Source organism: Burkholderia contaminans (assembly GCF_029633825.1).
GTDB lineage: Bacteria > Pseudomonadota > Gammaproteobacteria > Burkholderiales > Burkholderiaceae > Burkholderia > Burkholderia contaminans.
The window spans coordinates 971,664-984,737 of the sequence record NZ_CP090640.1 but is presented as its reverse complement, the minus strand read 5'-3'; the positions used below and the strand labels follow the sequence as shown (position 1 = coordinate 984,737).

Annotated in this window: 11 protein-coding genes and 1 tRNA gene; 10 read left to right on the top strand and 2 right to left on the bottom strand. The window is 67.7% G+C overall.

The annotated features are described in order from the left end of the window. The first annotated feature begins 87 nt into the window (after positions 1–87). The 10 genes from rsmB to LXE91_RS04605 all read left to right on the top strand — a co-directional run bounded on the left by rsmB (position 88) and on the right by LXE91_RS04605 (position 9,467). Positions 88–1,479, top strand: a complete 1,392-nt coding sequence (gene rsmB / locus LXE91_RS04650) for a 16S rRNA (cytosine(967)-C(5))-methyltransferase RsmB (protein WP_039353766.1) — start codon at positions 88–90, stop codon at positions 1,477–1,479. Continuing rightward, positions 1,476–2,066, top strand: coding sequence for a DUF4390 domain-containing protein (locus tag LXE91_RS04645; protein WP_039353770.1), 591 nt, complete (start codon positions 1,476–1,478; stop codon positions 2,064–2,066). The genes rsmB and LXE91_RS04645 overlap by 4 nt, the downstream gene beginning before the upstream one ends. Further along, positions 2,056–4,470, top strand: a complete 2,415-nt coding sequence (gene esaS, locus LXE91_RS04640; RefSeq protein ID WP_039353773.1) for a sensor histidine kinase EsaS — start codon at positions 2,056–2,058, stop codon at positions 4,468–4,470. The genes LXE91_RS04645 and esaS overlap by 11 nt, the downstream gene beginning before the upstream one ends. Further along, positions 4,471–5,172, top strand: a complete 702-nt coding sequence (esaR, locus tag LXE91_RS04635) for a response regulator transcription factor EsaR (RefSeq protein ID WP_021163978.1) — start codon at positions 4,471–4,473, stop codon at positions 5,170–5,172. Positions 5,173–5,233: 61 nt separating this feature from the next. Beyond that, positions 5,234–5,309, top strand: a tRNA-Phe gene (locus tag LXE91_RS04630). A 360-nt stretch (positions 5,310–5,669) separates the two neighbouring features. Continuing rightward, the gene (queC, locus tag LXE91_RS04625; protein WP_011353565.1) at positions 5,670–6,404 is read left to right on the top strand and encodes a 7-cyano-7-deazaguanine synthase QueC; all 735 of its coding nucleotides are present in this window, start codon (positions 5,670–5,672) and stop codon (positions 6,402–6,404) included. 75 nt (positions 6,405–6,479) lie between these two features. Continuing rightward, positions 6,480–7,112, top strand: coding sequence for a 7-carboxy-7-deazaguanine synthase (queE, locus tag LXE91_RS04620; protein ID WP_011353564.1), 633 nt, complete (start codon positions 6,480–6,482; stop codon positions 7,110–7,112). Between the two features lie 18 nt (positions 7,113–7,130). Continuing rightward, positions 7,131–7,583: a 6-carboxytetrahydropterin synthase QueD gene (gene queD, locus LXE91_RS04615; protein ID WP_021163975.1), complete on the top strand. Its 453-nt coding sequence runs from the start codon at positions 7,131–7,133 to the stop codon at positions 7,581–7,583. A gap of 325 nt (positions 7,584–7,908) precedes the next feature. After that, positions 7,909–8,694 (top strand): HpcH/HpaI aldolase family protein, encoded by a 786-nt coding sequence (locus LXE91_RS04610; protein ID WP_039353780.1) that lies wholly within the window; start codon positions 7,909–7,911, stop codon positions 8,692–8,694. After that, positions 8,691–9,467: a tetratricopeptide repeat protein gene (locus LXE91_RS04605; RefSeq protein WP_039353783.1), complete on the top strand. Its 777-nt coding sequence runs from the start codon at positions 8,691–8,693 to the stop codon at positions 9,465–9,467. The genes LXE91_RS04610 and LXE91_RS04605 overlap by 4 nt, the downstream gene beginning before the upstream one ends. 105 nt (positions 9,468–9,572) lie before the next feature. Here the strand turns inward: LXE91_RS04605 and rodA are convergent, their stop codons facing one another. Together rodA and mrdA are read right to left on the bottom strand one after the other, a co-directional pair. Continuing rightward, positions 9,573–10,721, bottom strand: a complete 1,149-nt coding sequence (gene rodA, locus LXE91_RS04600) for a rod shape-determining protein RodA (RefSeq protein WP_039353786.1) — start codon at positions 10,719–10,721, stop codon at positions 9,573–9,575. A gap of 11 nt (positions 10,722–10,732) precedes the next feature. Next, on the bottom strand, positions 10,733–13,012 hold the full coding sequence (mrdA, locus tag LXE91_RS04595; RefSeq protein ID WP_039353789.1) for a penicillin-binding protein 2: 2,280 nt from the start codon (positions 13,010–13,012) through the stop codon (positions 10,733–10,735). Between the last annotated feature and the right edge of the window lie 62 nt (positions 13,013–13,074).

The following is a 13,074-nucleotide window of genomic DNA, read 5'->3' as shown; positions in this document are numbered from 1 at the left end:
GCAGGGCCCACGGGCGCCGCGATCCCGCCGTTTGCCGCATTTGCTTGCTGTGCCCGTTTGCCGCGCTTGTTTGCCGAATTTGCTCCGATGACACGAACCCGTTCTACCGCTCCGTCTTCTTCCGGCCGCCCGGCGCGCCTGTCCGCGCTGCATCTCGCGCCCGATTCGCTCGGCTTCGCACTCGACGCGGCCGCGCAGGCGGTCGATGCGGTGCGGCGCGGCACCGCGCTGCCGGCAGCGCTGTCGGCGGTATTCGCGCAGATGCCGTCCGGTGCGCAGGCGCTCGCGCGCGGGGCGACGCAGGACGTCGCCTACCGGACGATGCGCCGCCTCGGCAGTGCGGACTGGTTGATCGGCCGACTCATCAGCAAGGCGCCGCCCGCCTACGTGCACGCGGTGCTCGCCGGTGCGTTCGCGCTGCTGCTCGACCCGGCGGACGAGGCCACGTATCCGGCGTTCACGGTGGTCGACCAGGCCGTGACCGTGATTGGTGCGCGCCGCGAATGCGCGTTCGCGAAGGGGATGGTCAACGCGGTGCTGCGCCGTTTCCTGCGCGAGCGCGACGCGCTCGTCGCGGCGCTGCAGGACGATGTCGTCGCGCGCTGGAACTACCGCGCGTGGTGGGTCGATTCGGTGAAGCGCGCGTGGCCCGACGCATGGCAGGCGATCCTCGCGGCCGGCGAGCGGCAAGGGCCGCTGACGCTGCGCGTGAACGCGCGCCGCGCGAGCGTCGACGCCTATCTCGAGACGTTGCGCGCGAACGGGATCGAAGCGACCGCGATCGGCCGACATGCGGTGCGGCTCGCGTCGGCGCTGCCGGTCGATCGCATTCCGGGGTTTGCCGACGGCGTCGTGTCGGTGCAGGACGCCGGCGCGCAGCTCGCAGCCGAATGGCTCGGTGCGCGCGACGGCATGCGCGTGCTCGACGCATGCGCGGCGCCCGGCGGCAAGACCGGCCATATTCTCGAGCTGGCCGATGCGGAAGTCGTTGCGCTGGAAAGCGATGCCGCGCGCGCGGCACGGATCGGCGAGAACCTCGTGCGGCTGTCGCTCGAAGCGGACGTGCGTGTCGGCGATGCGGGTGCCCCCGACGCGTGGTACGACGGGCGCCCGTTCGACCGCATCCTTGCCGACGTGCCGTGCTCGGCGTCCGGCATCGTGCGCCGGCATCCCGACATTCGCTGGCTGCGCCGCGAGGCCGACATCCCGGCGCTCGTCGCGGAACAGCGCCGCATCCTGTCGGCGTTGTGGCCGCTTGTGAAGCCGGGCGGCGAACTGCTTTACGTGACCTGTTCGGTCTTCCCCGAAGAAGGCGAATGGCAGGCCCGCTGGTTTGAAGCGGCCTGTGAAGATGCGGTACGATTGGACGCCCCGGGCCAGCTGCTGCCGGGCGGAGTGCAGGGAGGGGCGGCCGCCGGCGCACTCGACCAGAACACCGATCACGACGGATTTTTCTACGCGCGGTTTCAGAAACGGTGACGATCAAACACCTTTTTCCACTTCGGCTCGCGGCCGTCCTGATGGTCGCGTTGACGCTGTGCCTGGCCGTCGTCCGGCCGGCGCATGCCGAGTCGATCGCCGTGCAGCGCGCGTCGCTCCAGTCCGACGGAAGCGGCTGGGCGCTCGACGCACGCTTCGATTTCGAGCTGAACCCGAACCTCGAGGATGCCGTCAACAAGGGCATTCCGCTTTATTTCACGACCGACTTCGAGTTGAGCCGTGCGCGCTGGTACTGGTTCGACGAGCAGCCGGTGGCGGTGACGCAGACGATCCGCCTGTCGTTCCAGCCGCTCACGCGCGAGTATCGCGTGTCGACGGGGGGCCTGCAGCTCGGCTTCCCGTCGCTGAAGGACGCGCTTGCGGTCGTCAGGCACATCACGTCGTGGCACGTGATCGACCGCAACCAGGTGCGCGCCGGTGAAACCTACACGGCATCGGTGCGGATGCAGCTCGACACGGCGCTGATGCCGAAGCCGTTCCAGGTCGATGCCGTGAACAACCGCGACTGGACGCTCGGGTCGGACTGGAAGCGCTTCAACTTCACGGTGACCGAACGTGCTAAATAAAGTGCGCCGCGCGGCCAGCGGGAAGAGCCTCCTCATTCGCGTGATCGTCTCGACCGTCGCGCTCACCGCGCTGCTGCTGCTCGTGCTGCTCGCGGCCGCAAGCGCGAATACCGAATTCTTCGACCGCTACTACTCGTGGCTGTACGCGACGAACATCGTCGTCGCGCTCGTGTTCCTGCTCGTGGTGCTCGGGCTGATCGGGATGATCGTCGTGCGCCTGAGGAAGGGCAAGTTCGGCACGCGGCTGCTCGCGAAGCTCGCGGTGTTCTTCGCACTCGTCGGCGTGGTGCCGGGCGGGATCATCTACATCGTGTCGTACCAGTTCGTGTCGCGCAGCATCGAGTCGTGGTTCGACGTGAACGTCGAGACGGCGCTGACGGCCGGCCTGAACCTCGGCCGCGGGATGCTCGATGCTTCGCTGTCCGATCTGCAGACGAAGGCGCGGCTGATGTCCGACCAGCTCGCGAGCGTCGATGCGAACACGAACGGCACGACGCTCACGCTGCTGCGGCTGCGCGACCAGTTCGGCGTGCAGGACGCGACGATCGTCGAGCCGAGCCGCGCCGGCTCGGGGGCGGCCCCCGACCTGCACATCGTCGCGCAGGCGTCGGGCAATTTCGCGGCGCTGATTCCGGACGACCTGCCGACGCCGCTGATGCTGAACCAGGCCCGCGAACACGGTGCGTACGCGGCGATCGAGGGCGAAGTCGACGGCGACCCGCGCGCGCATGGCGCGAAGGGCGCGCTGCGGTTGCGCGTGGTGCGGCCGATCCCCGATGCGTCGACGTCGCTGCTGCAGCCGGCGGAACGCTTCCTGCAGCTCACGCAGCCGGTGCCGCCGACGCTTGCCCACAACGCGGATGCCGTGCAGCGCGCGTATCGCGAGTACCAGGAAAAGTCGCTCGGCCGCACGGGGCTGCGCAAGATGTATATCGGCACGCTGACACTTGCGCTGTTCCTCGCAACCTTCATCGCGATGATGCTCGCGCTCGCGCTCGGCCAGCAGCTCGCGCGGCCGCTGTTCCTGCTCGCGCAAGGCACGAAGGAGATCACCGAAGGCGACTACACGCCGAAGCGCGAGATCAAGACGCGAGACGAGCTCGGTTTCCTCACGCAGTCGTTCAACGCGATGACGCGCCAGTTGTCCGAGGCGCGGCTCGCGGTCGAGAAGAACCGCATCGCGCTCGAGCATTCGAAGACGTATCTCGAGAGCATCCTCGCGAACCTGACGGCCGGCGTGTTCGTGCTCGACCGCCAGTTCCGGCTGACGACCGCCAATCGCGGCGCCGAGCGGATCTTCCGGCAGCCGTTCAACGCGCTGATCGGCACGACGCTCGACCGGATCGGCGTGGCCGCCGGGTTCGGCGCGATGGTGCGCAAGGCGTTCGCCGATCGCGAAGCGGCGTCCGACGGCGCCAGCGGCGATCGCGGCCACTGGCAGCAGCAGTTCGCGATCGAGGTACCGGGCGAAGCCGATCCGTTGACGTTGCTCGTGCGCGGCACGCGCCTCGTGTCGACGGTCGAGGGGCAGGCCGACGATCCGCAGACGTCCGGTTACGTCGTGGTGTTCGACGACATCTCCGATGTGATTTCCGCGCAGCGCTCGGTCGCGTGGGGCGAAGTTGCGCGCCGGCTCGCGCACGAGATCAAGAATCCGCTGACGCCGATTCAGCTGTCGGCGGAACGGCTGCAGATGAAGCTTTCCGACAAGCTCGCACCGCCCGATGCCGACGTGCTCAAGCGCGGTGCGACGATGATCGTCAACCAGGTGGCCGCGATGAAGCGGATGGTCGACGATTTCCGCGAGTACGCGCGCACGCCGCCGGCGGTGCTCTCGAACCTGCAGTTGAACGAACTGGCGAGCGAGGTGCTCGGGCTGTACGGTGTGGGCGAAGGCAAGAGCGCGATCGTCGCCGAGCTCGCGCCGTCGCTGCCGGTGATACGCGGTGATGCGACGCAACTGCGCCAGGTGATTCACAACCTGCTGCAGAATGCGCAGGATTCGGTCGCGGAGTCGGCGCATCCGCGTGTGTTGATCGAAACCAAGACAGTAGAATATGGCGATCCCGACGCCGAGGGCAAAACGCGCGTCGCGGTACGTCTTACCGTGTCCGACAACGGGCCCGGTTTTCCGGCGCGCATCCTGACTCGCGCGTTCGAGCCTTATGTCACGACGAAGGCGAAGGGCACGGGTCTGGGGTTGGCCACGGTCAAGAAGATCGTCGATGAGCACGGTGCGCGGATCGATCTGCGCAACCGGATGCACGGCGAGACCGTCGAGGGTGCGCAGGTGTCGATCCTGTTCCTGCAGATGGCGAGCGATGCGCCAGGCGCCGAATCGGGCGTGCAGGACGGGGCGGCCCCCGCCAAGACAAAAGCAAGTGAGCAGACAAAGGCAGCGTAAATGGCAACCATCCTGGTGGTAGATGATGAAATGGGCATCCGGGAATTGCTCTCGGAGATCCTCAGCGATGAAGGACACGTCGTCGAGGCGGCGGAGAACGCGCAGGCCGCGCGGGAATACCGGTTGAATCAGGCGCCCGATCTCGTGCTGCTCGATATCTGGATGCCCGATACCGACGGCGTGACGTTGCTCAAGGAGTGGGCGGCGCAGGGGCTGCTGACGATGCCCGTGATCATGATGTCCGGGCACGCGACGATCGATACGGCCGTCGAGGCAACGAAGATCGGCGCGCTCGATTTCCTCGAGAAGCCCATCGCGCTGCAGAAGCTGCTGAAGTCCGTCGAGCACGGTCTCGCACGCGGTGCGGCGCCGGTGTCCGCGAACGCGGCGGCGAAGGCCGGCGCAGGGCAGGCGGCGGGGCCCGCGGCGGTTGCGTCCGCAGCTGCGCTGCCGACGCTCGGCGACGACATGGCTTCGGCACTCGGCCTCGCGGGCCAGACAGCCGCGATCCCGTTCGACATCCCGTTGCGCGAAGCGCGCGATGCGTTCGAGCGCGCGTACTTCGAATATCACCTCGCGCGCGAAAACGGCAGCATGACGCGCGTCGCGGAGAAGACGGGCCTCGAGCGCACGCACCTGTATCGCAAGCTCAAGCAGCTCGGTGTCGAGCTCGGCAAGAAGCCGTCCGAAGGCGCCGTATAAAATATTTTGCGAAAGTACTTGATCAAGTAACGAAGGGTGGATATACTTTCTCTTCTTCGTTGGCCCGGTAGCTCAGTTGGTAGAGCAGCGGATTGAAAATCCGCGTGTCGTTGGTTCGATTCCGACCCAGGCCACCAGAATTTTAAAACCCCGAGAATCGGAAGATTCTTGGGGTTTTTCGTTTGTGGTGGGGTTTGCGTGACGAGTGGCGTGGGATGGCGTGCCCGGCAGTGTTCATGAGGGCATGATAAAATCCGTGTCCGCTCAATAACTTAGCGCATCGCTTCATGCGCACGGCAGGCTGCCAGCGTGGCGCCGCCGTGGCGCGCGGCAACGATGCCGCGCGATGGGCGGTATAAGCGCTCCGCCGCGTTCGCGGCCGATTGCGCTGCCTATACTGGTCGAGCCGGCCCAGGCCGGCACGCGTCGGGCCGCCCGGCGGCAGCCGGCCCCGGCGCGCAGCGCGACGCGAGCCTACACATTCACGGAGTATCACGGTGATTCGGACAGACGCTAAAGACGGCGCGCTCGTGTTGTTTTCCGGCGGGCAGGACTCGGCCACGTGCGTGGCATGGGCCCTCGAACGCTACCAGACGGTCGAGACGCTCGGCTTCGATTACGGCCAGCGCCACCGCGTCGAGCTCGAATGTCGCGAAGGCGTGCGCGAAGCGCTGAAGCGTGACTTTCCCGCCTGGTCGGACCGGCTCGGCGACGATCACATGATCGACCTGTCGGTGCTCGGCGCGATCAGCGATACCGCGATGACGCGCACGATCGAGATCGAGACGGCGGCGAACGGCCTGCCGAACACGTTCGTGCCGGGCCGCAACCTGATGTTCATGACGATCGCCGCGGCGATCGCCTATCGCCGCGGGCTGCGCGTGCTGGTCGGCGGGATGTGCGAGACGGATTTCTCGGGCTATCCCGACTGCCGCGACGACACGATGAAGGCGCTGCAGGTCGCGCTGAACCTCGGGATGGATACGCGCGTCGTGCTCGAGACGCCGCTGATGTGGCTCGACAAGGCACAGACGTGGCAGCTCGCCGAACAGCTCGGCGGCGAAGCGCTCGTCGAACTGATCCGCGTCGAGACGCACACGTGCTACGTGGGCGAGCGCGCGGAACTGCACGATTGGGGCTTCGGCTGCGGCGAATGCCCGGCCTGCAAGCTGCGCAAGCGCGGCTACGAGGCCTACCTGAAGGGCGAGCGGGTGACCGAAGCGCCGCTGTGACGCGGGTGTGCGGGCAGCGCTGGATGGATAACGGATTCTGATCGACAACGAGTGGCGCGAGCCGGACGAAGCACGATGACTTACGCGGTCAAGGAAATTTTCTACACGTTGCAGGGCGAGGGCGCGAACGCGGGCCGGCCGGCCGTGTTCTGCCGGTTCGCCGGCTGCAACCTGTGGTCGGGCCGCGAAGAGGATCGTGCGGAGGCCGTGTGCCGCTTCTGCGATACCGACTTCGTCGGCACCGACGGCGAGAACGGCGGCAAGTTCAAGGATGCCGAAGCGCTCGTCGCGACGATCGCCGGCCTGTGGCCGGAGGGCGAGGCGCACCGCTTCGTCGTCTGCACGGGCGGCGAGCCGATGCTGCAGCTCGACCAGCCGCTCGTCGACGCGCTGCACGCGGCCGGCTTCGAGATCGCGATCGAGACCAACGGCTCGCTGCCGGTGCTCGAATCGATCGACTGGATCTGCGTGAGCCCGAAGGCCGACGCGCCGCTCGTCGTCACGAAAGGCAATGAGCTGAAGGTCGTGATCCCGCAGGACAACCAGCGGCTGGCCGACTACGCGAAGCTCGACTTCGAGTATTACCTCGTCCAGCCGATGGACGGCCCGTCGCGCGACCTCAATACGAAGCTCGCGATCGACTGGTGCAAGCGCCATCCGCAGTGGCGGCTGTCGATGCAGACCCACAAATATCTGAACATTCCCTGAGCCCCGGCTTTTGACATCGTGCTGATTACCCGAAAACTCGAATTCGACGCGGGCCACCGCATTCCCGATCACCGCAGCCAGTGCCGGAACCTGCACGGCCATCGCTATGTGCTCGAAGTCACGCTGCGCGGCGATCTCGTCGATACCGAGGGGGCGCCCGACCGCGGCATGGTGATGGATTTCGCCGACGTGAAGGCACTCGCGATGGAGCACCTGGTCGGCAAGTGGGATCACGCGTTCCTGGTCTATGCGCGCGACGAGGTCGTACGCTCGTTCCTCGAGCAGATGGCCGATCACAAGACCGTCGTGATCGACCGGATCCCGACCGTCGAGAACCTCGCGGCGATCGCGTTCGACATCCTCGCGAACGTGTACGACGCGCACTACGGCGTGAACCTGCGGCTCGAGCGCGTGCGCCTGTACGAAACGCCGAACTGCTGGGCTGACGTCGAGCGTCAGCCCGGCCGCTGATCCCGCCTTCCCGGCAGCCCCGCCAGCCCCGCCAGCCCCGCCAGCCCGCGCGGGCTGCCTGACGCCGCACCCTGCGGCCTCGTCCCGCCCGGCTCCCCGTCCGTTTCCACATTCCGCGTAACGCCGCGCTATGATCGTTGCGTGGCGCCGAAAAGCGCAGCCGTGCGCGGGTCGTGCGGCCGGCGCTGTCAGATCGGCCGCCCACGACCGACCAACGTTCCAGGGCCCGGTCCCGGCGCCGCCGTGCTTCGCTGCCCGGCGTGTCGCTCCGCTTTGCCCGTTGCTTGTCCCGTTCGATTGCCGTTCCGTCCCGGAGGCCGTATCGATGAGCACGCTCACCAATTCCCTCAAACAACGCCTGCGCGACGGCGACGAGCCGCTGTACGGCCTGTGGCTGTCGCTCGGCAGCGACTCGGCCGCGGAAGCGCTCGCGCATGCCGGCTACGACTGGCTTTGCATCGACATGGAGCACGCGCCGAACGACAGCCGCGATGTTGCATCGCAGTTGCGCGCGATTGCAGCCGCCCATCTGCCGAGCGAGCCCGTCGTGCGCGTGCCGGCGCGTGAGCCGTGGCTCGTGAAGCGCGCGCTCGATGCGGGCGCGCGCACGCTGATGTTTCCGGGTATCGAGACACCGGACGACGCCGCGCACGCGGTGCGGCTCACGCGCTATCCGTCGCCGGATTCGCCGGACGGGCTGCGCGGCGTCGCGGGCATGGTGCGCGCGGCGGCGTTCGGCATGCGCCGCGATTACGTGCAGACGGCGAACGCGCAGGTCGCGGTGATCGTGCAGATCGAATCGGCCCGCGGCGTCGATGAAGTCGAGCGGATTGCGGCGCTGCCCGGTATCGATTGCCTGTTCGTCGGCCCGGCCGATCTCGCGGCGAGTCTCGGGCATCTCGGCGATATCCGTCACCCGGACGTCGAAACCGCGATGGCGCGCGTGCTCGCGGCCGGCAGGCAGGCCGGCGTCGCGGTCGGCATCTTCGCGGGCGATACGGCGGCCGCGCGCCAGTATCGCGAGGCCGGCTACCGGATGATCACGGTGTCGGCCGACGTCAGCTGGCTGTTGCGCGCAACGCGGCAGGCGCTGCAGGAGGTACGGTCATGAACGATGGCGACGGCGCGTACCGTGGGCGCGCGCAGGGTGGGATCGGGGTACGCGGGCAGGTCGGCGCGCTGCTCGGCCTGTGGACCGTATGTATCGCGGTGGCCGCGCAGGGTGCGCCGCAAGCGAAGCCCGATCCGTCGCACGAGACGCAATCGGCGGTCGCCGACTACAACGCCGGCGACTATCGCGCGGCGCTGGTGCAGTTCCACGACGCGGCCGAACGCGGCGACCGTCTCGCGCAATTCAACTACGCGATGATGCTGCTGACCGGCGAAGGCGTGACGGCGAACGTCGACGAAGGGCTGCGCTGGTTGAAGCGCGCGGCCGATGCGAACATGTCGCATGCGCAGTATGTGTATGGCCGGATGTTCGACGACGGCGAGTTCGTCACGCGCGATCCGGCCGAGGCGCATCGCTGGTTCCTGCGGGCGGCGAAGCAGGGGCACGTGCAGGCCGAGCTGTCGCTCGCGAACCAGTTCCTCGACGGGCGCGGTACGCCGCGCGACAACCGGCAGGCGTTTGCGTGGTACAAGCAGGCGGCCGACGCGGGCGAGCCGACCGCGCAGTACGTGACCGCGTCGTTCTACGAGCGCGGTGGCGACGGCGTCGCGCAGAACCTCAACATCGCGCGGGCGTATTACGCGGCGGCGGCCGCGCAGGGCGACGAGACGGCCGGGCTGAAATTCAAGGAGCTGAGTGCGCGGCTGAAGGCGCAGGGGCCGGCATCGGGAGCCGGCGCGGAGCCGGGCGGGGCGCACGCGCCGCCGCCGTGAGCGGGGCGGGCGCCGGGCGGCACTGCGTGGCCGCGTTTGTCGTCCGCGGTCGAAAAAAAACGGCGCCGAAGCGCCGTTTTTCTTGATGCGGTGCGTGCTGCACGGTCAGCTCTTCATCAACCGCCGCTGTCGCCCGACGCTCATGATCATCCCGATCGCGATGCCGAGCGTCGTGAGGGCGGTGCCGCCATAACTCATGAACGGCAGCGGCACGCCGACGACCGGCAGCACGCCGCTCACCATCCCGATGTTGACGAACGCATAGACGAAGAACGCGAGCGTGAGCGAGCCCGCGAGCAGGCGGCCGAACAGCGTCGCACCCTGCGCGGCGATATAGAGCCCGCGCGCGATCAGCGCCATGTACAGCGTCAGCAGCACGAGCCCGCCGACGAGCCCCCATTCCTCGGAGAACACCGCGAAGATGAAGTCGGTGTGCTTCTCCGGAATGAATTCGAGGTGCGCCTGCGTGCCTTTCAGGTAGCCCTTGCCGAGCACGCCGCCCGAGCCGATCGCGATCACGGCCTGGATCGTGTGGAAGCCCTTGCCGAGCGGGTCGGAAGTCGGGTCGAGCAGCGTGCACACGCGGTGCTTCTGGTAATCGTGCATCAGCGGCCACTGCACTTCGGGCTGGCAGATGCGCTCTTCGAACACGGCGATCGAGCCGACCGCGATCACGCCCGCGACGAGCACCGGCACGATCAGCTTGAACGACAGGCCGGCGAGGTAGATCACGAAGAAGCCGGCCGCGAACACGAGCAGGCCCGTGCCGAGGTCGGGCTGCTTCGCGATCAGCCCGACCGGCACCAGCAGGATCCCGAACGCGGCGATGAAGTCGTACCAGCGCAGCCCGCCTTCGCGGCGCTGGTAGTACCACGCGAGCATCAGCGGTGTCGCGATCTTGAGGATTTCCGACGGCTGGATCACGACGCCGACGTTCAGCCAGCGCTTCGCGCCCTTCTTGGTCATCCCGAACAGCGCGACCGCGACCAATAGCGCGACCCCGAACGTGTAGAGCGGGACCGCGAAGCGCATCAGCGTCGTGGGCGGGATGTTGGCGATCACCCACATCAGCACGAACGTCAGCAGGATGTTGCGCAACTGGTCCTCGACCCGGCCCGGCATGTCGATCGCCGCGCTGTACAGCGTGACGATGCCGACGCACAGCAGCAGGAACACGATGAGGGCGAGCGGGCGGTCGAAGCCCGCGAACATCTGCTTGATCTTGTCGAGCCAGGCGCGCTTGTCGAATTGCATGCCTTTCTCCGTTAATGAGCGGTGCCGGCGTCCGCCGCTTTCGCGGGGGCCGTTGCACGGTGATTGTCGTCGCGCGGCGTGGCGACGAGCGGCTGCGCATCGCTGGCGGGCCGGCGTGGCCGGTGCGGGCGCCGGATCGGCGGCAGGCTCGCGGCCCTCGGCGCAGCGGCACTGGCCGGCGGGGCAGCGCTCGCGGCGGCGGCAGCCGACGCTTCGGAAGCGGCCGCGGCCGATGCCGCTTCCGCAGCGCTGGCCGCGGTCGGCACGACCGGCTGCGGCAGCGCGGTGAAGCCGGCCGCGACGGCAGCGGGCTTGTTCGCGTCGCCGATCACCGGCGCGTTGACGGGTTCGGTCGCCGACGCCGCGGCAGCCACGGCCGCGGCTTCGTTCTGCGGGTTCTGGCGGTCGACGAGGTAGAAGTCGAGCACGCGGCGCGCGATCGGGCCGGCGGCCTGCGCACCCCAGCCACCGTTCTCGACGACCAGCGCGACGGCGATCTGCGGATGGTCGACCGGCGCGTACGCGATGAACAGCGCGTGGTCGCGCAGGTGCTCGGCGAGCAGGTGGCCCTTGTAGTTGGAGCCTTGCAGCGAGAACACCTGCGCGGTACCGGTCTTGCCGGCGGCGAGGTACGGCGCGCCGCGGAACACCTTGTACGCGGTGCCGGACGGGTTCTCGATCACGTTCTCCATCCCGCGCTTCACGACGTCGATGTCGGCCTGCTTGAGCGGGATCGTTTCGCTTTCCTTCGGCACGGTCAGGCGGCGCCCGCGCGTGATCGGATCTTCGACTTCCTTCACGAGGTGAGGCTTCATCACGACGCCGTTGTTCGCAAGCGTCGCGGTCGCGTGCGCGAGCTGCAGGATCGTGAAGGAGTTGTAGCCCTGGCCGATCCCGAGGCTGATCGTCTCGCCGTCGAACCACTTCTGCTGTGCGGCCTTCTTGAACGCCTTCTTCTTCCAGTCGGTCGACGGCAGGATCCCGCGCGCCTCGCCCTGGATGTCGATCCCGGTGATCTGGCCGAAGCCGAACGGCTTCATGAAATTCGCGATCGAGTTCACGCCGAGGTCGCGCGCGAGCATGTAGAAGTAGGTGTCGTTCGACACCATGATCGCCTTGTTCATGTCCACCCAGCCCTGGCCCGAGCGCACGTCGTTGCGGAACGTGTGGCCGCCGAACGTGAAGTAGCCGGGATCCTGGAAGCCCCAGCCCGGCGTGCGCTTGCCGAGCGTCAGGCCGGCGAGCGCCATGAACGGCTTGTACGTCGAGCCGGGCGGGTAGGTGCCGTGCAGCGGGCGGTTCAGGAGCGGCTTGTCGGTCGAGTTGTTCAGCTCGTCCCAAGTCTGCTGGTCGATGCCGTCGACGAACGAGTTCGGGTCGAAGCTCGGCGACGACACGAACGCGAGCACGTCGCCCGTCTTCGGCTCGATCGCGACCAGCGCGCCGCGCTTGCCGGCGAACGCCTGCTCGGCCACCTGCTGCAGCCCGATGTCGAGCGACAGCACGAGGTTGTTGCCGGGCGTCGCCTGCGTGCGCGACAGCGTGCGCACCGGCCGGCCGCCGGCCGTCACCTCGACTTCCTCGAAGCCCGTGAGGCCATGCAGCTCGGTCTCGTAGCTCTGCTCGACACCGATCTTGCCGATGTAGTCGGTGCCCTTGTAGTTGTTTGCGTCGCGGCGCGGATCGTAGTTTTCCTGATCGCTGTCGTTGTCGTCGCTCATCGCGTCGATGCGATCCTGGTCGCGCTTCGAGATCCGGCCGATGTAGCCGATCACGTGCGCGGCCGTCGTGCCGAGCGGATATTGCCGGAACAGCCGCGCGCGCACGTCGACGCCGGGGAAGCGGAAGCGCTGCGCGGTGAAGCGCGCGACTTCGGCGTCGGTGAGGCGGGTGCGGATCGGCAGGCTCTCGAAGTTCTTCGAGTCTTCCTGCAGCTTCTTGAAGCGGCGGCGGTCGCGCGCGTCGATCGGGATGATCTCGGACAGCTTGTCGATCGTGTTGTCGAGCGTGTCGTCGAGCTTCGACGGCGTGATCTCGAGCGTATAGGCCGAATAGTTCTTCGCGAGGATCACGCCGTTGCGGTCGGTGATGATCCCGCGGTTCGGCACGATCGGCGCGACGGAGATGCGGTTTTCCTCGGCCTGCAGCGCGTATTTGCCGTGCTGCATCAACTGCAGGTAGAAGAAGCGGCTCGCGAGCAGCCCGAAGCAGACGAACACGAACACGCCCGCCGCCGCGACGCGCAGGCGGAACTTCGAGAGCTGCTGTTGAGTGTCGTTGAATTCGGTCATGCGGTTAGGAGCGATCTGGCCCGCACGGCGCCGTGCGGGCGCGGGCGAGGTGCCGCCCCGGA

Excerpts from the sequence above, each read along its gene's own strand:
- esaR (WP_021163978.1), top strand. The coding sequence starts at position 4,471 with ATGGCAACCATCCTGGTGGTAGATGATGAAATGGGCATCCGGGAATTG.
- LXE91_RS04610 (WP_039353780.1), top strand. The coding sequence starts at position 7,909 with ATGAGCACGCTCACCAATTCCCTCAAACAACGCCTGCGCGACGGCGAC.
- rsmB (WP_039353766.1), top strand. The coding sequence starts at position 88 with ATGACACGAACCCGTTCTACCGCTCCGTCTTCTTCCGGCCGCCCGGCG.
- mrdA (WP_039353789.1), bottom strand. The coding sequence starts at position 13,012 with ATGACCGAATTCAACGACACTCAACAGCAGCTCTCGAAGTTCCGCCTG.
- queE (WP_011353564.1), top strand. The coding sequence starts at position 6,480 with ATGACTTACGCGGTCAAGGAAATTTTCTACACGTTGCAGGGCGAGGGC.
- LXE91_RS04605 (WP_039353783.1), top strand. The coding sequence starts at position 8,691 with ATGAACGATGGCGACGGCGCGTACCGTGGGCGCGCGCAGGGTGGGATC.
- rodA (WP_039353786.1), bottom strand. The coding sequence starts at position 10,721 with ATGCAATTCGACAAGCGCGCCTGGCTCGACAAGATCAAGCAGATGTTC.